Raw genomic sequence first — 18,947 nt, 5'->3', positions numbered from 1 at the left:
GTTCCGCTCGTTGTGGGATGCCCGGAGGCACCTCCCATGCTGGGTCGGGAGCGGAGTGCGCGCTAACCCCTTGCCCCGACCGCGAGCGGCGGCTAGCGAGGAGTCAGACGAAGCGGATGCGGTTCTGCACGCGGGTGCGCACCTCGAACGACTCGCCGTAGCCACCCAGGCGCGGGTCGTCGATGCCGGAGCGCAGCAGCTGCGGCAACAGCGAGCGACGGAGGACGACGGCGCCCTGATGCCGGCCGCGCTCGACCTGCTCGAACGGCTGCTCCAGCGCGTCATCCGGGACGACGACGACGCTCGCCGAGAAGCGGACGCCCAGCTCGCGGCCGAGTCGCCGCGCAGCCTTGGCGAGCGACGCGATCGGCTTCTCGTCCTCGGCGATCCCGGGGCCCTCCAGCTCGCCCTTGCGCAGCCGCACCGGGTCGCCCCAGTCCGCGGAGGTGAGGGCGAGCAGACCCGCCGGACCGAGCACGAGGTGGTCGATTTTGAGACCGCCGTCGCCCACCGCCACGTCGTTCCAGATGGTGTAGGCGATGCCGAGGGCGCCGACCAGGGCAGCCGTCGCCTCCTCCGCCTGCGCCTTGGCGAGCCAGGAGCGGACCTCGCGCGGGGCGGAGCGGACGATCGCCGGGTCGAAGGGGTCGTCGGTCTCGACGCCGCGGCCCAGCCACTCGCGGACCAGGCGCAGGTAGTACTCGCGTGCCGCGCCTCCGGGGTGACCGTAGGAGCGAGCCCGCACCGCGGAAGCGGTCTGCGGGCGGGGCGAGCCGGTGTAGGGCGAGTGCGGGGAGGACGCTCCGGGAGCGGGAGCACCGCGGTCGTAGTCGCTGCGGGCCGAAGCGCTGCCGATCCGCTCCCACGCGAGCTGCACGGCGTGGAAGGACGCGGCGTCGCCCCCGGTGTCCGGGTGGGTTTCGCGCAGCCGCAGGCGGTAGGCCCGGCGGAGCTCGTCCTCGGACGCGGTGGCGGCGACGCCCAGCACCTCGTAGGGGGTGCGGGCGGCGTGGCTGTCGGGCATGTGCTTCCGGGAGGGTCGGGGCGGCGAGGTTCCGAGTGTATCGACGTCGGCCTGGTGATCAGCGGGCGAGCAGCTCGCGGACCCGCGGGATCACCTCGGTGCCGTAGAGCTCGATGGTGTGCATGATCGCCGGGTGCGGGAGCGTTCCGGCGCTGTACTTGAGGTCGAAGCGGTCGATGCCCAGCGCGGCCACCGTCCGAGCGATCTTCTGCGCGACGGTCTCGGGCGAGCCGAGGTGGAGGGCGCCGTCGGGCCCGGCCTCCTCCTCGAAACGCTCGCGGGTCATGGGGGACCAGCCGCGCTCGCGGCCGATGGCGTCCATCATCGCCTGGTGATGGGGGAAGTAGAGTTCGCGCGCCTCCTCGTCGGTGTCGGCGACGAAGCCGGGCGAGTGCACGGCGATGGGCAGCCGGGGCTGCTCGAGCTGGTCGAGCGCACGGCCGAAGAGGTCGACGTAGGGGCGGAACCGGGCGGGCGAGCCGCCAATGATCGCCAGGACGAGCGGGAAGCCGTAGCGGGCGGCGCGCACGACGGACTCCGGGCTGCCGCCGACGCCGATCCACGTGCGGAGAGTGCCGCTGTCGGGCGCGGGGTAGACGCTCTGCTCGGTGAGCGCGGGGCGGGTCGTGCCCTGCCAGGTCACCGGACCGCCCTGCAGCAGGGCGTGGAAGAGGTCGAGCTTCTCCTCGAAGAGGACCTCGTACTGCGCCAGGTCGTAGCCGAAGAGCGGGAACGACTCGGTGAAGGAGCCGCGGCCCAGGATCACCTCGGCGCGACCGCCGGAGAGGCCGTCGAGGGTGGCGAAACGCTGGTAGACCCGCACCGGGTCGTCGGAGGAGAGCACCGTCACCGCGGAGCCGAGGTGTATCCGCTCGGTGCGGGCGGCGATGGCGGCGAGCACGACATCCGGTGCGCTCACGGCGAAGTCGGCGCGGTGGTGCTCGCCGATGCCGAAGAAGTCGATGCCGACTCGATCCGCGAGGACCCCCTCCTCGACCACGTCGCGCAGGACCTGGCCGTACGGCAGCGGGGCACCGTCGGGCCCGGCGGTGACGTCGCCGAACGTGTCGACGCCGAACCTCACTTCATGCATACTCATGGACTTCTGCAACCGCCGCTGATCGCCGACTATTCCTGCTGGTCGAGTCGGTCGGAGCCATCCCCCTCCGGTGCGAGGATCCCCGCCGCGATCGCCGGCTCGCGATAGGCACGGCCGAGAGAAGCGACGGTGTCGTGGGCGTTCAGTCCGCTCGGGTTCGGCAGCACCCAGAGCGGCACGCCGGCGACGCCCTCCTCCTGTCGGCCCTGCACGGCGGTTCGGCGGCTGAAGGCGACGCGGAAGGCGGTGATTCCCACCACGGCGACGGCCGCCGGCCGCACGCGCTCGACCGTGGCCAGGAGCCGCCGGGCGCCCGCACGCAGCTCCTGCGCACTCAGCTCATCGGCGCGCGCCGTCGCGCGGGCGGCGAGGTTCGTGATGCCGATGCCGCGCGAGACCAGATCCGCTCGGTCGGCGGCGCTCATCCCCTCCGAGACCCGCGGCACCCGATCGAGAATCCCGGCGGCCGTGAGTGCCGGGTAGAAGCGGTTGCCGGGGTGTGCGAAGTGCGCGCCGGTGGCGGCGGTCCACAGGCCCGGATTGATGCCGACGAAGAGGAGGCGGACGTCGTCGCCGAGCAGGTCCTCGACCGTGCGGCCGTGGAACGACGCGAGTTCGGCGCGGGAAAAGGGCACACGACCATCCTGCCCCGACGCAAGTCCTCTCGGCGCCCGCCGGCCGATGCCAGCATGGGGAGATGACGAACGCATCCCAGGACCACCCGATCCAGCACGGCAGCGAGGACGCGCAGCTCGACGAGAAGCTGCGCGGCGTGCTGCTGCAGGTCGCCGGCGACGCCGAATTGCGACCGGAGGAGGACGTCGAGACACTGTTACGCCAGCGTCTGCGCGACACCAGAATCGCGATCTCGGAGGAGGCGATCCCGGGGCTCGCGAAGCGCATCCCGGGCCTGACCCAGCGCGGTGGCGGGGACGTGAACCCCGGCGCGCACTGAGCACTGATCTCGACGAGCGTCGCGGGTGCGACCGGGACTACTCCGGGACCGCCGGGCCCTTGCGGTGGTGGTCGAAGACCAGGCTCGTCCGCGTCGAGGCCACCGCCGGATGCGCCGAGAGGTTCGAGACCACGAAGTCCCGCACGTCGTTCGAGTCGCGCACGGCGACGTGGATGATGAAGTCCTCCGACCCGCCGAGGAAGAACAGCTGCACCACCTCGGGCAGCGCGCGGATCTCCTGGGCGAACCGGGTGATCGCCTGCCGCTGACCGACGCGGATGTTGACGCTGATCAGGGCCTCGAGGGTGAGTCCGAGCGCGGCCGGATCGAGGTCGACCGTGAACCCGGTGATCACGCCGCGCGCGACCAGGCCGCGCACTCGCGCGACGCAGGTCGACGGGGCGATCCCGGCGCGCTCGGCGAGCCGACTGTTGGGGGTGCGCGCGTCGGCGCGGAGCAGGCGCACCAGTGTGCGATCAACCGGATCGAGGTCGTCGAGGTCGTGCAGATCCTTCGGTGCCACTCGCCCGCTCCCCCGCTCCTCCGATGAATCTTCGGCTGATGCCGCTACTTCTGATTGATCCTGCGGAATCTCTCCGCCCTGGGCACGATCTTCGCACGATGGGGGCAGAGCCGGTGCAGGATCGGCGCCCACCGCCCGCCCCGCGGGCCGCAGCGAAGGAGCCGTCGTGCGCGTCGGAATCCCCACCGAGATCAAGAACAACGAGAACCGGGTCGCCGCTACTCCGGCCGGCGTGCACGAGCTGGTGCGCCGCGGCCACGAGGTCCTGGTCGAGGCGGGAGCCGGCGTCGGCTCCCGAGTGTCGGACGACGACTTCCGCGACGCGGGCGCCCGCCTCGTCGACGGAGCCGACGAGGTCTGGGGCGAGTCCGAGCTGATCCTGAAGGTCAAGGAGCCGATCGAAGCCGAGTACCCGCGGATGCGCCGCGACCAGGTGCTCTTCACCTACCTCCACCTCGCCGCCTCCCGGCCCTGCACGGACGCGCTGCTCGCCGCAGGGACGACCGCCATCGCCTACGAGACCGTGCAGCTCGACGACCGCCGGCTGCCACTGCTCTCGCCGATGAGCGAGGTGGCCGGTCGCCTGTCGATCACGGTCGGTGCGTACCACCTGATGAGCGCTGTCGGCGGGCGCGGCACACTGCTCGGCGGCGTCCCCGGCACGCCGAAGGCGAAGGTCGTCGTGATCGGCGGAGGTACGGCCGGCGAGCACGCCGCGGCGAACGCCCTCGGCCTGGGTGCCGACGTCACCATCGTCGACCTCTCGCTCCCCCGCCTGGCCCAGCTGGAGAACCGGTTCCAGGGCGCGATTCAGACCCGCGCCTCCTCCGCCTACGAGATCGCGGCGCAGCTTGCCGACGCCGACCTCGTGATCGGCTCGGTCCTCATCCCCGGCGCGAAGGCGCCCAAGCTGGTGACGGACGAGATGGTCGCCTCGATGAAGCCCGGCTCGGTGCTGGTGGACATCGCGATCGACCAGGGCGGCTGCTTCGAGGGCTCGCGTCCGACCACGCACGATGACCCGGTGTTCCCCGTGCACCAGAGCGTCTACTACTGCGTGGCGAACATGCCCGGTGCCGTGCCCGAGACCTCGACGCGCGCGCTGACCACTGCGACGCTCCCCTACGCGGTCGCGCTCGCCGACCGCGGCTGGCGGGCCGCCCTGGCCGCCGACCCCGCGCTCGCCCGCGGGCTGAGCACGCACGACGCTCAGGTGACCAACGCGGCCGCCGCGGCGGCCTTCGACCTGCCCGCGACGCCCGCGGCAACACTGCTCGGCTAAGCGCCCGCCAGCCCGAGCCGCTCGAGGATCGCGGCGACCTCCTCCTCCGGAGCGCCGCCCACATCGACCGTGACGTGGAACTCGTCGTCGCCGAGGGGCTCCAGCGCCTCGAACTGCGAGTGGAGCAGGGTGGTCGGCATGAAGTGGCCGACGCGGGAGGCGAGGCGTCCGGCGATCCGGTCGCGCGAGCCCGCGAGGTGCGCGAAGACGAGGTCGTCGCGGCGCAGGACGTCGCGGTAGCGCCGGCGCAGAGCGGAGCAGGTCACGACGACCGACGCTCCCGCCGCGATCCGCTGCTCGAGGACGCACGCGATCTCGGCCAACCACGGTGCTCGGTCCTCGTCGGTCAGCGGGATCCCCGCGTGCATCCGGTCGACGTTGGCCTGCGGGTGCAGGTCGTCGCCCTCGAGGAACTCCCAGCCCAGGCGGGCGGACAGCAGCGACGCGACGGTCGACTTGCCGCTGCCGGAGACGCCCATCACGACGACGGCGCGGACGGAGACGGTGGGCAGAGCGGTCATCAGATACCTCCTACGAAGAGACCGATCAGGAGGACCCCGACGAGCCCGGTCACGGAGACCAGGCACTCCATCACGGTCCAGGTCTTCAGGGTCTGGCCGATGCTGAGCCCGAGGTACTCCTTCACCAGCCAGAATCCGGCGTCGTTGACATGCGACAGGAACACCGAGCCCGCCCCGATCGCGAGCACCATGAGGGCCACCATCGGCCCGTCCATACTCTCGGTCAGCGGCTGGAGGATCCCCGCAGCCGTCACGGTGGCGACGGTCGCCGAACCGGTGGCCACGCGGATCACGACGGCGACGAGCCAGGCGAGCAGCAGAGCCGAGGCGCCGCTGCCCTCGGCGAGCTGAGCGACGACTCCGCCGATCCCCGTGTCGACAAGGACCTGCTTGAAGCCGCCGCCCGCGCCGACGATCAGCAGGATGCCCGCGATCGGCGGCAGCGAGCTGGAGAGCGAAGTCTGCAGCTCGGTGCGGTCCATCCGGCCGCCGCGGCCGAGGAGGACGAGGCTGACCAGCAGGGCGATCGCCAGCGCAATGGTCGGTGTGCCGAGGAAGTCGAGGGCGCCCTTCCAGGCGACGGTGGAGCCGGGGGCGGCGATGTCGGCGATCGCCTTGCCGAGCATCAGGACGACCGGCAGCAGGATGCTCGCGACGGCGGCCGCGAAGCCTGGCCCGTGCTCGCGCGCCTCGCCGGCTCCCTCCCCGAACAGGGGTGGCGTCTCGACCGGCGCCCAGCGTGCGGCGAGCCGGCCGAAGAGTGGACCCGCGACGACGACGGTGGGGATCGCGACCAGGACGCCGAACGCGAGGGTCACGCCGAGGTTCGCGCCGAGCGCGTCGATCGCGACAAGGGGGCCCGGGTGCGGCGGGACGAGGCCGTGCATCACGGAGAGTCCGGCGAGCGTGGGAATGGCGACCGTCATCAGCGGCAGTCCACTGCGGCGAGCGACCAGGATCACGACCGGGATCAGGAGCACCAGGCCGACCTCGAAGAACATCGGCAGGCCGATCAGTGCTCCGACGAAGCCCATCATCCAGGGCAGCGCCCGGGTGCTCGAGCGGGCGATCAGGGTGTCCACGATGCGGTCGGCTCCGCCCGAATCGGCGAGCAGCTTGCCGTACATTGCGCCGAGGCCGATCAGGATGCCGACCCCGCCCATCGTGGAGCCGAAGCCGACCGCGAAGCTCGCGACCGCGTCGGCCGCGGCGATACCCGCGATCAGACCCGTGGTCAGCGCGCCGATCAGCAGCGAGACGAACGGATGCAGCTTCAGCCAGGTGATCAGGACGACGATCACAGCGATACCGATGACGGCGGCGAGGATCAACTGCCCCTGCCCGGCAGCGCTGACGGGGTCGTCGCCGGCGGCGGCGGTGCGGAGAGTAGTGAGGAGGGTCGGTGTCATGAGCGTCCTTGATCGAGCCGACGGCCAGCGGTCGGCTTTTGTCCGACATAACCTGCGTCGGTCACGATCATGCCCGAAGACGGGCCAGGACGCGACCTCCACGATGGCAGGATGACCGCATGCCCGCGCCGACGCCCTCGCTGCACCATGCGGTGCTGAACGAACTCGGCTCGCAGATCGTGCGCGGCGAACTCGCTCCGGGCACCACCTTCAGCGCCGACGAGCGGGCGGAGCGGCGGGGAGTCTCGCGTTCGGTGATGCGCGAGGCCGTGCGCGTGCTCGAGACCCTGGGCCTGGTGACCTCCCGCCGTCGCGCCGGGACACGCGTGCAGCCTCCGGAGTGCTGGAACGCCCTGGACACGCGGGTTATCGCCTGGGGCCTGGACGGGCCCGACCGGCGGCGCCAGCTGCACCAGCTCAGCGAGCTCCGGCTCGGGGTGGAGCCGCTGGCCGCCCGGCTCGCCGCGGCGAACGCGTCGAAGGAGCAGCGGCGAGCGCTCACGGAGGCGGGCGACGCGCTCTCGATGCACTCCCGCGCCGCCGATCAATCCGCCTACCTCGCCGCCGACACCGCCTTCCACCGCTCCCTGCTGGCCGCCTCCGGCAACCGCATGCTCGCGCAGCTGGGCGATCTGGTCGCCGAGGTGCTGGCGGGCCGCACCCGCAACGCGCTGATGCCGCGGGAGGCCGACTCGACGGCGGTGCGGCTGCACCGCGCGGTGGCGGCAGCGGTCGCCTCTGGGGATGCGGACGGGGCGGAAGCCGCGATGCGGGCCATCGTCGAGGAGTCGGACCGCGCAGTGCAGGAGAGCTGATGGGGTTGCAGCTGAGCGGTGCGGCGCGCACAGTAAGACGCATGGTCGAGGGATACACGTCCGCACAGGTGCGAGCAGCCGAGGCGCCGCACCTGGCCCGTCGGGAGCCGCTGATGCAGCGGGCCGCCGGCGGTCTCGCCCGCGAGCTGCGGCTCGTGCTCGCCGGCCGCTCCGACCGCTCCCGACCGGGCTTCGTGCTCGTGCTGGTCGGGCCGGGCGACAACGGCGGCGATGCGCTCTACGCGGCTGCCGAACTCTCCTCCTCAGGGACCGACGTGGCCCTCGTGCTCACGGCGGAGCGGGCGCACCGCCGCGGCCTCGCCGTCGCGCTCGACGAGGGCTGCGGGCAGGTCTCCGCCGACGACGCGCCGGGCCTCGCTGCGGCGGTGGCTCGCGCGGACGTTCTGGTCGACGGGATCCTCGGCATCGGAGCCACCGAGCCGGCACTGCGGGGACGTCCGCGCACCGTGGTCGAGGCGGTGCTGGCGGCACTGGAGCGGCGCTCCGAGCGCCCGGTGGTCGTCGCGGTCGACCTGCCGAGCGGCATCCACCCCGACGACGGGTCGGTCCCCGATTCCACGGTGCTGCGCGCCGACATCACGGTGACCTTCGGCGCGATCAAGGCTGGTCTGCTGCTGCCTCCGGCCGACTCCTACGCGGGCCGCCTGCGCCTTATCGACATCGGCCTCGGTCCGGACCTCGCCGGAGTGGAGCCCGCGGTTCGCGCGTGAGCGGGGCGGATCAGGCGGGGGCGGATCAGGCGGGGGCGAGCAGGTGCGCCTTCTCGGGGTGCTGCTCGAACCACTGACCGACGTACCAGCACATCGGCACCACGCTCCGGCCGCCGGCGGCCTCGATGTCGTCGACGGCGAAGGCGACCAGCTCCCCCGCGAGCCCGCGGCCGCGGAAGGGCGGGGTCGTGAAGGAGCGGATGAGCGAGACGCTGCCGGGCGTCTCGCGGTAGTCGAGGACGCCTACCAGGGCCCCGTCGAGGTGCAGCTCGTAGCGCGACGCGTCGTCCGCCCGGCGGAAGTCCTTGGCCATGCCTCCAGAGTAGGACGGCTCGGGCGGGTCAGGCCTCGTCGTCGAGCATCTCGCCGTCGACGTAGAGCCAGCGGCCGTCCGCGCGCAGGAAGCGGCTCCGCTCGTGCACAAGGCCGGGACCGGCGGGCGAGCGGTAGGAGGCGCGGAACTCGACGAGGCCCTCCTCGTCGCCCTCGGCGCCGAATGAGGTGTCGACGATCTGGAGGCGCCGCCACCGGACCTCCGGATCAAGGTCGATGCGACGCGGCCTGGTCGAGGGGTGCCAGCTGGCGAGCAGGTACGGGGCGCTGCCGAGGACGTTCGCGCTGTAGCGACTGCGCATCAGGCGCTCCGCCGTCGGCGAGGGTTCTTCGCCGAGGTGGGCAGGGCGGCAGCAGTCGGTGTAGTGGCGGCGGCTTCCGCAGGGGCAGGAGTCGGCGGGGTGCATCCGGCCAGTGTGGCAGGGAGTACCGCGGGCCTGCGCGTGCCGCCCGGGTGTGCATCCCCTCCACGTCTGCCGCGGCGCCGTGAGTCTGCCGCCGGATCTCGGCACCGTTGCCCCCTCATCGACCACGAACGGAAGGAACGACCCCATGCTCACGCTCACGGACACCGCCAGCACCGTCGTCACGACCATCACCGGACAGACGCAGACCCCCATCGAGGGCGGCCTGCGGATCACCGGCACCGACCTCGACGCGAGCACTTTCGCGGTCGCTGTCGCCGCGGCCCCCGAGCCAACGGACACCGTTGTCGAGCAGGACGGAGCCCGTCTCTTCCTCGACGGGGCCGCCTCCGTCGTGCTCGGCGACAAGGTGCTCGACGCGCACGTGGATGAGGGCGGCTCCGTCAGCTTCGAGATCACTCCGCAGGGCTGACCAGCACGACAAGGGTCAGGACAGAACGTCGCGGGTGGTGAAGCGCCCGATGGCGAGCGAGCCGAAGACGGCCACGTAGGCCAATTGGAGCAGCGCGTTCTCGCCGAAGGAACCCCACGCGATCGGGTCGCGCAGTAGGTCGGCGAAGTCGAACCAGTGGTCCGTCAGCAAGAACGGGTGCAGGACCTGGAGCTGCGAGAGCGAGCCGACGATCTGCGCCGCGATCGAGATCACGACGGTGGCCGCCATCGCGCCGACCGGCACATCGGTCAGCGTGGAGATGAAGAGGCCGACCGCCGCGAGCCCGACCAGCGAGAGCGCCGCGTACACCGCGATCGCCAGGGCGCGCCCGATCGCATCGGCGAGCGGGACGGTCGTGCCCGAGAGCATCGTCACTGGTCCGACCGGGAAGAGCGCCAAGCCGATCAGGACGCCCACCACCATCACCGTCAGCGCAGCCGCGAGGCAGAACGCGACGCACGCGATGAACTTGACCGCGAGCAGCCGCACGCGGCCGACGGGGCTGACCAGGAGGTAGCGCAGGGTGCCCAGCGACGCCTCCCCCGCGATCGCATCGCCCGCGACGACCCCGACGGTCAGCGGAAGGAAGAGCGGCACGGCGACCGTGATCGCCGCGAATCCGGTGAACAGGCCGTTACCACCGATCGCGCCGACGAAGGACGGGCCACCGGCGTCACCTCCCGAGAGCCGCACCGCAACGGCGAGCAGGATCGGGAGGGCGGCTAAGGCTGCGAGCAACGCCCAGGTGCGGCGACGTCGAAAGAGCAGGGCCAGCTCGGAGGCGAGCAGCGAGCCGATCCCGCCGCGGCGGACAGTGGTCTCAGCGCTCGACATCGAAGCCCTCCCCGGTCAGCTCGACGAAGCGCTCCTCGAGCGAGGGCCGGCGGACGGCGAAGCCGCGGACTCGGACATCGGCCCGCACCAGGTCGGCGACAAGCGTCTCGCCCGCGAGCCCCGACGGTAGGGCGGCGACCACGAGCGGCGGATCAGCCGGGTGCGGACCCGGCGCGGTGCGCGGCTCCAGCCCGCGGGCGCGGAGGGTGACGAGGGCGCGTTCGGGATCGGGGGTCGCAAGTTCGACGGCGGCGGCGTCGCCCCGCAGCTCATCGAGGCCGCCCTGCGCCACCAGGCGTCCGGTGCGCATGACGGCGGCATGGGTGCAGAGCTGCTCGATCTCGGCGAGCAGGTGACTCGAGACGAGGACCGTGGTGCCGTCCTGGTTGAGGCCGCGCACCAGGGCGCGGACCTCACGAGTCCCCTGCGGGTCGAGACCGTTCGTCGGCTCGTCGAGCACGATCAGGTCGCGGGGCGAGAGCAGGGCGACGGCGATGCCGAGCCGCTGCTTCATCCCGAGTGAGTAGGAGCCGACCTTCTTGCGTGCGGCGGCGGAGAGGCCCACCCGGGCCAGGGCCTCCGTGACGCGGCTGTCGCGGGTGCGGGGCGAGGTGCCCTCCTCCGCGGCGTCGAAGCGGCGGAGGTTCGCAGCTCCGGAGAGAAACGGGTAGAAGCCCGGGCCCTCGACCAGCGCACCCACACGGGGGAGTACGTCGCCGGCCCGCCGAGGCATCGCCGAACCGAGGACCGTGATGCTGCCCTCCGTCGGCGCGGCCAGGGCGAGCAGCATCCGGATGGTCGTCGTCTTACCCGAGCCGTTGGGGCCGAGGAAGCCGAACACGGCGCCACGCGGAACGGCGAGATCGAGACTCGAGACCGCCTCCTGACGCCCGAATCGCTTGGTGAGGCCCCGCGTCTGGACCGCGAGCTCGCCCGTCGTCACCGAGCGGCAGCCGCGTCGCGCAACGTCTCGACCGTCACGGCGCCCGCGAGGACGCGACCGTCCTCGGTGAGGAGCACGGTCAGCAGGGCGGAGGAGAGGACGCGGCCACCATCGACCCGCGTCGTGATCGCCTCGAGCGAGCCGAGACCCGCGGGGTTGCCCGCGGGCAGCTCGACAACAGTGCCCCAGCCGGAGCCAGTGGTCGTGACATCGGCGTCACCGGGAGTCACGGAGTCGGGGGCATCGGTCGACGGGGTCTCGGCAGCGGGGACATCGGTCGCGTCGTCGACCGGCGCGGCGTTCTCCGACACCTGAGCGCCCGCCGGGGGCGTGAACGTGAAGAGGGAGGCGTCAGGCCTCGAGAAGTCGATGCTCGTGTAGGCGAGGCTGAAGGCGGGAGCGGTGCCGCCGCGGGCCGTCACGGTCACGCCGAGCGGGAGACCGGTCTGGCCGTCGACCGAGACGCTCACGGAGCCGACCAGAGTGCCGCTGTCACGCGGGGTGAGAACGAGTTCGTACGCGTCGCGCCCGGCGACCCGGACATCCGATCCGACGGCCACGGAGGTCGTCGGGTCGATCGCGGCGAGCAGGTGCTCGGCGGCCGAGGACGGCGTGAGAACCTGGTCGCTCGGAGTGCCCTCGTGGACCGCTCCGCTGGGCGGAGAGTGGTGCGTCGCGGTGTTCGCACCCGAGTCGTAGACCCAGACGCCGTCCGTCTTCGAGGCGATCACGTCGCGCTCGGCCAGTCGATCCAGCACTTGCAGGCGTGCGCCCTGCTCGGAGTCGACATAGACCCGAGCCTGGTGTGATCCGGTCGCCATCTCGACGAGGGCGTCGATCGGGTCGGCGGAGCCCGACGTCGCACCGGTCGAGCCGCCGAGGGCAGAAAGGTCGGGCAGTCCGAGGTCGGAACTCTGCTGAATCTCGCCCGAGAAGGCGGTGGCGTCGCTCTCGGCGACGAAGGCGAGGAGGTCGGCGGCCGACTTCTCGGGGAGATCTCCTGCGGCACTCGCGGAGAGGGGGAGGGCGACGGCCGCGGCGACGACGACTGCGGGGACCACGACGACAGGTGTCCAGCGCTTCCAGTCAATGCTCATGGAGGAGACGCTACGCCTCGAACCACCGCGGCGGCTGCGAATGAGGCAGTGCACAGCCTCCCGGAAGGGGGTGCGCAGGGCGGGCCGGGCCGGGATGATCGGCAGATGGACCTGCCCTTCGCGCTCCCACTCGCTCCGATGCTCGCCAAGGCGGTGCCGCGGGTACCGGCGCGCAACGCGGTCGAGGGCGGTTACTCCTACGAGCCCAAATGGGACGGCTTCCGCGCGATCGTGTCGGTCTCGGGAGGCGAGTGCGAGATCGGAAGCCGCGGCTCGAAGCCGCTGACGCGGTACTTCCCCGAGCTGGTCGAGGCGTTCCTCCGGGTCCTCCCCGACGGCTGCGTGCTCGACGGCGAGATCGTGCTGGCGACCGGCGAGCCGGGAGCGCAGCGGCTCGACTGGGACCTGCTCTCCCAGCGCATCCACCCCGCTGCCAGCCGCGTGACGATGCTGGCGGAGACGACTCCGGCGATGCTCGTCGCCTTCGACCTGCTCGCGGCCAACGGGCGCAGCCTGCTCGAGGAGCCGTACTCGGTGCGGCGGGAGGCGCTCGCCGAGCTGCTGGCCGGGGCGCCGCATCCGCTGCACCTGGGCCGCACCACGGCCGACGAGGACCTGGCGCGGGACTGGCTGGAGCGCTTCGAGGGCGCGGGACTAGACGGCGTGGTGGCTAAACCCCTCGCCGCGCCGTACTCCCCGGGCAAGCGCACGATGCTCAAGGTCAAGCACCACCGCACGGCCGACGTGATCGCGATCGGCTACCGCGAGCACGCCTCGAAACCGGGAGTGGGGTCGATCCTGCTCGGGCTGCACGGCGACGACGGCGAGGTGCGCCAGGTCGGTGGCGCCTCGGCGTTCAGTGACGAGCGGCGAGTGCACCTGCTCGACGAACTCGCGCCTGCGGTCGTGCGCGACGCGGAGGGCGAGCCGGTGCGCGGCGACGGCGAGCGGAGCCGGTTCTCCAGCGGCCGCGACACCTCCTTCGTGCGCCTGCGGCCCGAGCTGGTGCTCGAGGTGCGCTACGACCAGCGCGAGGGCGACCGCTTCCGGCACACCGTGCAGTTCGAGCGCTGGCGCCCGGACCGCGAGGCGGCGTCCTGCACGATGGAGCAGCTGGAGCAGCCGACCGCCTACGACCTCGGCGACGTGCTCGGCGGGGACTTCTTCGCGCGGCTGGGCTGCACGCGCGGCGGCTCCCCCGGCATCTTGGGGAAATCCGGCGGGAACGGCAGCTCGCCCAGACCCTGAGCGAGGTCGCGCTCCCACCAGCCGAGCAGGGCGTCGAGGCGACCGGGAGCCTCGTGCATCCGCTCCCACGGATCGCCGCGCTCGGCTACTCTCGCCGGGACCGTGCGGATCGTGAAGGCGCGCGGATCGACACCGTCCAGCTCGTCCCAGTCCAGCGGAGTCGAGACCGGCGCGTGCGGGAGCGGGCGGGGGCTGTAGGCGCCGGCGATCGTGCGGTCGCGGTTGGCCTGGTTGAAGTCGACGAAGATGCGCTCGCCGCGCTCCTCCTTCCACCACGCCGTCGTGACCTGCTCGGGCATCCGCCGCTCGAGCTCGCGCGCAGCGGCGATGACTGCGTGCCGCACGTCGAGGAACTCGTGCTCGGCGACGATCGGCGCGAAGACGTGCAGCCCGCGGTTGCCGGACGTCTTCACGAACGCTTCGAGGCCGGCCTCGCGCAGGACCTCGCGCAACGCGTGCGCCGCGACGACCGCGTCGGCGACATCGGTGCCGGGCTGCGGGTCGAGGTCGATCCGCAGCTCGTCGGGCAGGTCGGGGGCGTCGGCCCGGGAGGCCCAGGGGTGGAAGACGACCGTGTTCATCTGGGCGGCCCAGACGGCGGCGGCGGGCTCGTCGATCACGAGCTGCGGGTGCACCCGTCCGCTCGGATAGGTCACCGGGACGGACCGCACGTACTCCGGTGCGCCCTTGGGCGGGTTCTTGGAGAAGAACTGCTCGCCCTCGATCCCGGAGGAGAAGCGCTGCAGCGAGACGGGGCGGCCCCCGTTGGCCGCGACGAACGCAGGGCCGACCGCGATCAGATACTCCGCGACCTCTCGCTTCGTGATGCCCGGCTCGGGGAAGAGCACGCGCCCGGGGCTCGAGATCCGCACCTCCCGATCGCCGTCGGGTCCGGGCACGGTGAGGACGACGGCGTCGCTGCTGGGCATCTGCTGAGGCTAGCCCGCGGCACCGTCGGGCGACAGGGGGCCGCCCGGGCGCCTCCGCAGTCGGATGGGGCCCTTGGCGCGCGACGGGTCGACCAGCTGGCCGCCCTGCACGATCTCGATCTCGCCCCGGTCGACGAGGCGGCGCGCGGCCCGGCGGACCGGCTCCATCAGCGGTCGCCACTGCTCTCCGACGACCCGCCGCGCCACTTCCGACGGACACGCCGTCGAGGACGGAGCCCGCGCGAGCAGGACGGTACGGATCTCGTCCTCGAGTCGCGCCTCCTCCGGGCCGACTCCGCGGCGGCGGCAGGCGTCGGAGCAGTAGCGCACCGCCTCCCAGTCGCGCGCCCACTTCGCGCGCCACTCGATCTCGCGGCCGCAGGAGACGCACGTCTTGCTCTCGGGGTGCTGGCTGGAGGTGCGCTGACGGTGGGCCATGTTCTCGAGTCTGCGCGCGAGCAGGAGCGGGGGCGACGGGTTGCGCTGAGGGCGAGCGCGGGGTGCGCGATTCGCAGGAGGGCGTGCGATGTGCAGGACGGCGTGCCATCCGCCGGACAGCGTGCCATGTGCAGGACAGCGTGCCGTGTGCAGGACAGCGTGCCGTGTGCAGGGGATTCGAACGTCATCCGGCCGACGTCGCGGCGGAAATCGATTTCCGGGCAGCATGTCCTGCGAATCGCACGGTCCCCTGCGAATCGCACGGTCCCCTGCAAAACGCGCGGTCCCCCCCGGCGGAGGGAGGAGGGCGGCGTGGTCGGCGGTCGCCGCGTCATACTCCGCAATGGGGCGCCCATTCCTCAGCCGGTGCGTCAGGCTGGAGGGGCCGTGCTGCGGCGCGACGGCGGGGTGCGTCCCGTGCCGCACCCTCGATCGATCAGGAGTCTCCGATGAGCCGTGAGAATCTGGCCGCCACCCCGGCCGGCGTACCGGAGCACCACGCCTTCGCCGGGCTCTCGCCGGAGGAGTTCAAGCTGGCGTTCCGCAACCACGCCGCCGGCGTCGCGTTGATCACCGCCGACCCGGGAACCGGCCCCGTCGCTCTGACCGCGACCTCCGTCTTCTCGGTCAGCGCTGAGCCGCCGCTCTTCGTGTTCTCGCTCTCGTCCGCCTCGTCCAGCTCGCCCGCGATCCAGGCATCCGAGACGCTGGTCGTGCACCTGCTCGGTGCGGAACAGCTCGATCTGGCCCGCCTGGGCTCGACCAGCGGCATCGACCGCTTCGCCGACACGTCGCTCTGGTCGCGGCTGCCCACGGGCGAACCCTTCTTCCCGGGCGCGGCCGCCTGGATCCGCGGCACGGTGATCAACCGCATGGAGGCGGGTTCGTCGACGATCGTCGCCGTGCACGCGCTCGAGGCGCACGTACCCGAGGACTCCGAGTCGACGGCTCCGCTCGTCTACCACAACCGCACCTGGCATCACCTCGGCGAGCACTCCCGCCTGAGCTGAGGTCCGGCCGCGCCGGGGACTCCCGAGCGGAGGCTTCCGCGGGTCAGGCCCGCGGTCCGGTCGCCACCCGCCGGCCCGGTGTGTTCGACCACTGCGACCAGGAGCCCGGGTAGAGGGCCGGAGCGAAGCCGGCGAGGGTGAGCGCGACCGCGTCGAGCGCGGCCGAGACGCCGCTTCCGCAGTACACCCCGACCGGGGCGTCCTCCCCGACACCGAGCGTTTCAAATCCCGCGCGCAGCTCGTCGGCGGGTCGGAACCGCCCCTCAGAGTCCAGCACCGCGGAGGCCGGGGCGTTTCGTGCACCGGGTATGTGGCCCGCCTGGGGATCGTACGGCTCTACCTCGCCGCAATAGCGCTCGGGAGCGCGGGCGTCGAGCAGGACGCCCAACACGGGCAGCGCCGCCGCCTCGTCGATGTCCAGCACCGGGAGACGCCCGTAGGCCAGCTCGACATCGCCGCGCTCGCGGGGGACATCGCCCGCCTCGAGCCTGCGCCCCGAACGGATCCAGCCCGGGAGTGAGCCGTCGAGCAGGCGGACGTCCTCGACCCCCGTCGCCCGCAGCAGCCACCACGCTCGTGCTGCCGCAACGTTCTGGGCGTCGTCGTACACGACGACGGCTCGGCCTCGGCGCATTCCCCATCCGCGAGCCGCCTCCTGCAATGCCTCAATCGGGGGCAGCGGATGGCGCCCCTCCTCCGGCTCGCCGTGGGCGGCCAGCTCGTGGTCGAGGTCGACGTACACCGCACCGGGCAGATGGCCCGCGAGGTACTCGGGGCGGCCGTCCGGCCGGTCGAGCTGCCAGCGTACGTCGAGCACGAGCGGCGGCTCCGGCGAGAGCAGGAGCGCGGCGAGCTGGTCGGGGGTGGTCAGGATGCTCTCGCGGGCGGGTGTTGTCGGAGTCATGTCGTCCTTCCGATCCGCGTCGTCAGCGGAGTACTGCTTCAGGATGCTCGGCCGAGTGCCGGTTCGGTGCGCCCGAGCCATCCGGGACAGCGATGGGCCCGTCCCCCAGATCGGAAGACGGGCCCATCGGCGGCGTTCAGTTCGCCTCGCAGGCCATCCGGTCACCGTCGCGGTCAAGATCCGCGATGTCGCCGTAGTACGGGTAGTAGCGGTCGAACCACTCCTGCGCAGCGGGCTGCGACGAGAAGTCGCTGCAGTTGACTGCGTCCCCAGGGTTGCCCGGCCGACCGGGGCCAGGCGCAGGCGCCGGCGCAGGCTGGTTGCTCTGCCAGAGCGCGCGGCCCTGGGACGAGTAGATCACCAGGTTGCCGTCGTTCTGCATCACCATGCGCGAGCCCGGGTTGTTCCCCGTGCCCGACTGCCAGAGCGCACGACCGGAGGGCGAGTAGATCACGGCGTTGCCGTCGGCCTGCATCTCGAGGCGGTTGCCACCGCCAGAGGTGCCCGCGGTCCACCGGACACCGCCGTTGGAGTAGACGACGAAGTTGCCGTCGCCCTGCATGGCCGCTTCGCTCCGACCATCGGAGGAGCGCAGCCGCTGGTCGGCGGTCAGGCGGTTGCCGCCGTAGAGGGTGTCACTGAAGGTGGGGGCGGGCGGAGCCGGCGGCGAGTAGCTGGACCACAGCGCTCGACCCGACGCCGAGTAGATCACCAGGTTGCCGTCGTTCTGCATGACCATCCGCGCTCCGCCGTTGCCCGAGGTACCCGACTGCCACACGGCGCGACCAGACGCGGAGTAGACCACGGCGTTGCCGTCGGTCTGCATCACCAGGCGCACACCCTGGCCCTGGGTGCCCGCGGTCCAGCGCACGGACCCGCCGGAGTAGACGACGACATTGCCGTCGGTCTGCATCGCGGCGCGCGATCCGCCGTCGTTGGAGGTGAGCTGCTGTCCGCGCTGGAGTTCGGCTCCGCCGGCGAGGACGTCGCGGATGACCGGTGCCGGCGGCGTGACGCTCGACCAGACCGGGCGGCCCGAGGCGGCGTAGATCACGAGGTTGCCGTCGTTCTGCATCACCATGCGCGCGCCGGATTCACCCGACGTGCCGGACTGCCAGCGGGCTCCTCCGCTGGGCGAGTAGATAACCGCGTTGCCGTCGGTCTGCATCTCGAGCCGGTTGCCGCTGCCGGAAGTGCCCGAGCTCCAGCGCGGGGAGCCGTCGGTGTAGACGACGAAGTTCCCGTCCCGCTGCATCGAGGCGCGCGAGCGTCCGTCGCTCGAGGTGAGCTGCTGCTCCGACCGCAGCGCCTGCCCGCTGACCAGCGTGTCCTGCACTGCCGGACGGGTATCGCGCGAGCTCCACGCGATGCTCGAGTCGGTCCGGTGGACCACGAGCCGGCCGTCGCCGTCGAGCAGGAGGGTGGCTCCGGGGTTGCCGTCGGTCCCCGTGCTCCAGACCGGCGCGCCCGAGTCGGCGGAGAGGACGACGTTGCCGTCGTCCTGCACGCGGAGAATCGATCCGATCCCCTGGGTGAGCGTGCTCCAGACGGGACGGCGCGCCGCGTCGTAGATCACCGCGTTGCCGTCGTACTGCATCTCGAAGGTGAAGGCGCCGTTCGAGGAGGCGAGGCTCTCGCCGGGGAGCAGGTACTCGCCGGGGACCAGGGCGTTGTAGTAGGTCTGCGCACCACTCAGAGTCGAGCCGTCCGACGCAGCAGCGGGTCGGGAGGACGAGCCCGGCTCGAAGGCCGAGGAGGCCGAGGACGCCGAGGAGGCCGAGGACGCCGTGGCGGCGGGCAGCGCTGTCGCGAGAGGCGCGACGACCGTCGCTCCCCCGGACGCGAGAAGGCAGGTAAGAGTGATCGCCGCAAGGCGGCGGGAGGGTGGCAGCGGCACAGGTGACCCTTTCGAGGTGGGGAGTGAGCGGCTCCGCCGGCGGGCGAGCATCCGTCGGAGGATCGCACGCCCTGAGCCGGCCGTCCATCCCCGGTGG

The 18,947-nt window shown here is 72.2% G+C and carries 22 protein-coding genes; 7 read left to right on the top strand and 15 right to left on the bottom strand.

All coding sequences use genetic code 11. From position 1 onward, the window contains the following. Positions 1 to 103: 103 nt before the first annotated feature. From A6122_RS05635 to A6122_RS05625, 3 genes are read right to left on the bottom strand one after another with little or no spacing between them, the layout of a single operon-like run. The gene (locus tag A6122_RS05635; RefSeq protein ID WP_068252582.1) at positions 104 to 1,024 is read right to left on the bottom strand and encodes a J domain-containing protein; all 921 of its coding nucleotides are present in this window, start codon (positions 1,022 to 1,024) and stop codon (positions 104 to 106) included. A gap of 58 nt (positions 1,025 to 1,082) precedes the next feature. Further along, positions 1,083 to 2,117, bottom strand: coding sequence for an LLM class flavin-dependent oxidoreductase (locus tag A6122_RS05630; RefSeq protein WP_068257118.1), 1,035 nt, complete (start codon positions 2,115 to 2,117; stop codon positions 1,083 to 1,085). Between the two features lie 35 nt (positions 2,118 to 2,152). Further along, positions 2,153 to 2,758 carry a mismatch-specific DNA-glycosylase gene (locus tag A6122_RS05625; protein ID WP_068252580.1) on the bottom strand — a complete coding sequence of 202 codons (606 nt, stop codon included), beginning with the start codon at positions 2,756 to 2,758 and terminating at the stop codon, positions 2,153 to 2,155. Between the two features lie 62 nt (positions 2,759 to 2,820). Here A6122_RS05625 and A6122_RS05620 point away from each other — a divergent pair, with 62 nt between their 5' ends. Continuing rightward, entirely contained in the window at positions 2,821 to 3,078 is a 258-nt protein-coding gene (locus A6122_RS05620) for a hypothetical protein (RefSeq protein WP_068252577.1), read from the top strand. Between the two features lie 37 nt (positions 3,079 to 3,115). Here A6122_RS05620 and A6122_RS05615 read toward each other — a convergent pair whose 3' ends face one another. Next, positions 3,116 to 3,601: an Lrp/AsnC family transcriptional regulator gene (locus A6122_RS05615; protein ID WP_068252575.1), complete on the bottom strand. Its 486-nt coding sequence runs from the start codon at positions 3,599 to 3,601 to the stop codon at positions 3,116 to 3,118. A gap of 166 nt (positions 3,602 to 3,767) precedes the next feature. On the opposite strand from A6122_RS05615, the gene ald reads away from it, so the two are divergent. Further along, positions 3,768 to 4,883, top strand: a complete 1,116-nt coding sequence (ald, locus tag A6122_RS05610; protein ID WP_068252572.1) for an alanine dehydrogenase — start codon at positions 3,768 to 3,770, stop codon at positions 4,881 to 4,883. Here ald and A6122_RS05605 read toward each other — a convergent pair. Together A6122_RS05605 and A6122_RS05600 are read right to left on the bottom strand one after the other, a co-directional pair. Beyond that, positions 4,880 to 5,404 (bottom strand): gluconokinase, encoded by a 525-nt coding sequence (locus tag A6122_RS05605; protein WP_068252567.1) that lies wholly within the window; start codon positions 5,402 to 5,404, stop codon positions 4,880 to 4,882. The two genes, ald and A6122_RS05605, sit on opposite strands and share 4 nt — an antisense overlap. Then, entirely contained in the window at positions 5,404 to 6,813 is a 1,410-nt protein-coding gene (locus A6122_RS05600; protein WP_068252565.1) for a GntP family permease, read from the bottom strand. Before A6122_RS05600 ends, A6122_RS05605 begins: the two co-directional genes overlap by 1 nt. Before the next feature lie 119 nt (positions 6,814 to 6,932). On the opposite strand from A6122_RS05600, the gene A6122_RS05595 reads away from it, so the two are divergent. Both A6122_RS05595 and A6122_RS05590 read left to right on the top strand, forming a co-directional pair. Continuing rightward, positions 6,933 to 7,628 (top strand): FadR/GntR family transcriptional regulator, encoded by a 696-nt coding sequence (locus A6122_RS05595; RefSeq protein ID WP_068252562.1) that lies wholly within the window; start codon positions 6,933 to 6,935, stop codon positions 7,626 to 7,628. Further along, the gene (locus A6122_RS05590) at positions 7,628 to 8,359 is read left to right on the top strand and encodes an NAD(P)H-hydrate epimerase (RefSeq protein ID WP_237358241.1); all 732 of its coding nucleotides are present in this window, start codon (positions 7,628 to 7,630) and stop codon (positions 8,357 to 8,359) included. The genes A6122_RS05595 and A6122_RS05590 overlap by 1 nt, the downstream gene beginning before the upstream one ends. Before the next feature lie 25 nt (positions 8,360 to 8,384). Here A6122_RS05590 and A6122_RS05585 read toward each other — a convergent pair whose 3' ends face one another. Continuing rightward, on the bottom strand, positions 8,385 to 8,783 hold the full coding sequence (locus tag A6122_RS05585) for a GNAT family N-acetyltransferase (protein WP_335720334.1): 399 nt from the start codon (positions 8,781 to 8,783) through the stop codon (positions 8,385 to 8,387). After that, complete coding sequence (locus tag A6122_RS05580) at positions 8,701 to 9,099, bottom strand: YchJ family protein (RefSeq protein ID WP_068252555.1); 399 nt, start codon at positions 9,097 to 9,099, stop codon at positions 8,701 to 8,703. The genes A6122_RS05585 and A6122_RS05580 overlap by 83 nt, the downstream gene beginning before the upstream one ends. Positions 9,100 to 9,244: 145 nt before the next feature. Between A6122_RS05580 and A6122_RS05575 the strand changes: the two genes are divergently transcribed. Beyond that, a complete protein-coding gene (locus A6122_RS05575; protein WP_068252552.1) occupies positions 9,245 to 9,529 on the top strand; it encodes a hypothetical protein in 285 nt (94 codons plus the stop codon). Positions 9,530 to 9,544: 15 nt separating this feature from the next. On the opposite strand, the gene A6122_RS05570 is transcribed toward A6122_RS05575, so the two are convergent. From A6122_RS05570 to A6122_RS05560, 3 genes are read right to left on the bottom strand one after another with little or no spacing between them, the layout of a single operon-like run. Then, on the bottom strand, positions 9,545 to 10,384 hold the full coding sequence (locus tag A6122_RS05570) for an ABC transporter permease (RefSeq protein ID WP_068252549.1): 840 nt from the start codon (positions 10,382 to 10,384) through the stop codon (positions 9,545 to 9,547). Further along, positions 10,371 to 11,327 carry an ABC transporter ATP-binding protein gene (locus tag A6122_RS05565; protein ID WP_068252546.1) on the bottom strand — a complete coding sequence of 319 codons (957 nt, stop codon included), beginning with the start codon at positions 11,325 to 11,327 and terminating at the stop codon, positions 10,371 to 10,373. Before A6122_RS05565 ends, A6122_RS05570 begins: the two co-directional genes overlap by 14 nt. Continuing rightward, positions 11,324 to 12,424: a LolA family protein gene (locus A6122_RS05560; protein WP_068252543.1), complete on the bottom strand. Its 1,101-nt coding sequence runs from the start codon at positions 12,422 to 12,424 to the stop codon at positions 11,324 to 11,326. Before A6122_RS05560 ends, A6122_RS05565 begins: the two co-directional genes overlap by 4 nt. A 105-nt stretch (positions 12,425 to 12,529) precedes the next feature. Between A6122_RS05560 and A6122_RS15700 the strand changes: the two genes are divergently transcribed. Then, positions 12,530 to 13,672: an ATP-dependent DNA ligase gene (locus tag A6122_RS15700; protein WP_084415841.1), complete on the top strand. Its 1,143-nt coding sequence runs from the start codon at positions 12,530 to 12,532 to the stop codon at positions 13,670 to 13,672. On the opposite strand, the gene ligD is transcribed toward A6122_RS15700, so the two are convergent. After that, positions 13,555 to 14,601, bottom strand: a complete 1,047-nt coding sequence (ligD, locus tag A6122_RS05545) for a non-homologous end-joining DNA ligase (RefSeq protein ID WP_181026364.1) — start codon at positions 14,599 to 14,601, stop codon at positions 13,555 to 13,557. The two genes, A6122_RS15700 and ligD, sit on opposite strands and share 118 nt — an antisense overlap. 9 nt (positions 14,602 to 14,610) lie before the next feature. Beyond that, positions 14,611 to 15,039 carry a DUF2256 and DUF3253 domain-containing protein gene (locus tag A6122_RS05540; RefSeq protein WP_068252535.1) on the bottom strand — a complete coding sequence of 143 codons (429 nt, stop codon included), beginning with the start codon at positions 15,037 to 15,039 and terminating at the stop codon, positions 14,611 to 14,613. Positions 15,040 to 15,488: 449 nt separating this feature from the next. On the opposite strand from A6122_RS05540, the gene A6122_RS05535 reads away from it, so the two are divergent. Further along, positions 15,489 to 16,049, top strand: a complete 561-nt coding sequence (locus tag A6122_RS05535) for a flavin reductase family protein (protein ID WP_068252528.1) — start codon at positions 15,489 to 15,491, stop codon at positions 16,047 to 16,049. 43 nt (positions 16,050 to 16,092) lie between these two features. Here A6122_RS05535 and A6122_RS05530 read toward each other — a convergent pair whose 3' ends face one another. Together A6122_RS05530 and A6122_RS05525 are read right to left on the bottom strand one after the other, a co-directional pair. Continuing rightward, entirely contained in the window at positions 16,093 to 16,953 is an 861-nt protein-coding gene (locus tag A6122_RS05530; RefSeq protein ID WP_068257112.1) for a sulfurtransferase, read from the bottom strand. Between the two features lie 136 nt (positions 16,954 to 17,089). Then, on the bottom strand, positions 17,090 to 18,850 hold the full coding sequence (locus tag A6122_RS05525) for an excalibur calcium-binding domain-containing protein (RefSeq protein ID WP_068252525.1): 1,761 nt from the start codon (positions 18,848 to 18,850) through the stop codon (positions 17,090 to 17,092). Positions 18,851 to 18,947: the final 97 nt, after the last annotated feature.

It is taken from the genome of Rathayibacter tritici (assembly GCF_001641005.1).
GTDB lineage: Bacteria > Actinomycetota > Actinomycetes > Actinomycetales > Microbacteriaceae > Rathayibacter > Rathayibacter tritici.
This window is presented reverse-complemented; position numbering and strand designations above follow the sequence as displayed.

What these genes read in the sequence shown, in the direction of transcription:
- A6122_RS05635 (WP_068252582.1), bottom strand. Translation starts at nt 1,024, where the DNA reads ATGCCCGACAGCCACGCCGCCCGCACCCCCTACGAGGTGCTGGGCGTC.
- A6122_RS05630 (WP_068257118.1), bottom strand. Translation starts at nt 2,117, where the DNA reads ATGCATGAAGTGAGGTTCGGCGTCGACACGTTCGGCGACGTCACCGCC.
- A6122_RS05620 (WP_068252577.1), top strand. Translation starts at nt 2,821, where the DNA reads ATGACGAACGCATCCCAGGACCACCCGATCCAGCACGGCAGCGAGGAC.
- A6122_RS05605 (WP_068252567.1), bottom strand. Translation starts at nt 5,404, where the DNA reads ATGACCGCTCTGCCCACCGTCTCCGTCCGCGCCGTCGTCGTGATGGGC.
- A6122_RS05600 (WP_068252565.1), bottom strand. Translation starts at nt 6,813, where the DNA reads ATGACACCGACCCTCCTCACTACTCTCCGCACCGCCGCCGCCGGCGAC.
- A6122_RS05595 (WP_068252562.1), top strand. Translation starts at nt 6,933, where the DNA reads ATGCCCGCGCCGACGCCCTCGCTGCACCATGCGGTGCTGAACGAACTC.
- A6122_RS05590 (WP_237358241.1), top strand. Translation starts at nt 7,628, where the DNA reads ATGGGGTTGCAGCTGAGCGGTGCGGCGCGCACAGTAAGACGCATGGTC.
- A6122_RS05580 (WP_068252555.1), bottom strand. Translation starts at nt 9,099, where the DNA reads ATGCACCCCGCCGACTCCTGCCCCTGCGGAAGCCGCCGCCACTACACC.
- A6122_RS05575 (WP_068252552.1), top strand. Translation starts at nt 9,245, where the DNA reads ATGCTCACGCTCACGGACACCGCCAGCACCGTCGTCACGACCATCACC.
- A6122_RS05570 (WP_068252549.1), bottom strand. Translation starts at nt 10,384, where the DNA reads ATGTCGAGCGCTGAGACCACTGTCCGCCGCGGCGGGATCGGCTCGCTG.
- A6122_RS05560 (WP_068252543.1), bottom strand. Translation starts at nt 12,424, where the DNA reads ATGAGCATTGACTGGAAGCGCTGGACACCTGTCGTCGTGGTCCCCGCA.
- A6122_RS15700 (WP_084415841.1), top strand. Translation starts at nt 12,530, where the DNA reads ATGGACCTGCCCTTCGCGCTCCCACTCGCTCCGATGCTCGCCAAGGCG.
- ligD (WP_181026364.1), bottom strand. Translation starts at nt 14,601, where the DNA reads ATGCCCAGCAGCGACGCCGTCGTCCTCACCGTGCCCGGACCCGACGGC.
- A6122_RS05540 (WP_068252535.1), bottom strand. Translation starts at nt 15,039, where the DNA reads ATGGCCCACCGTCAGCGCACCTCCAGCCAGCACCCCGAGAGCAAGACG.
- A6122_RS05535 (WP_068252528.1), top strand. Translation starts at nt 15,489, where the DNA reads ATGAGCCGTGAGAATCTGGCCGCCACCCCGGCCGGCGTACCGGAGCAC.
- A6122_RS05530 (WP_068257112.1), bottom strand. Translation starts at nt 16,953, where the DNA reads ATGACTCCGACAACACCCGCCCGCGAGAGCATCCTGACCACCCCCGAC.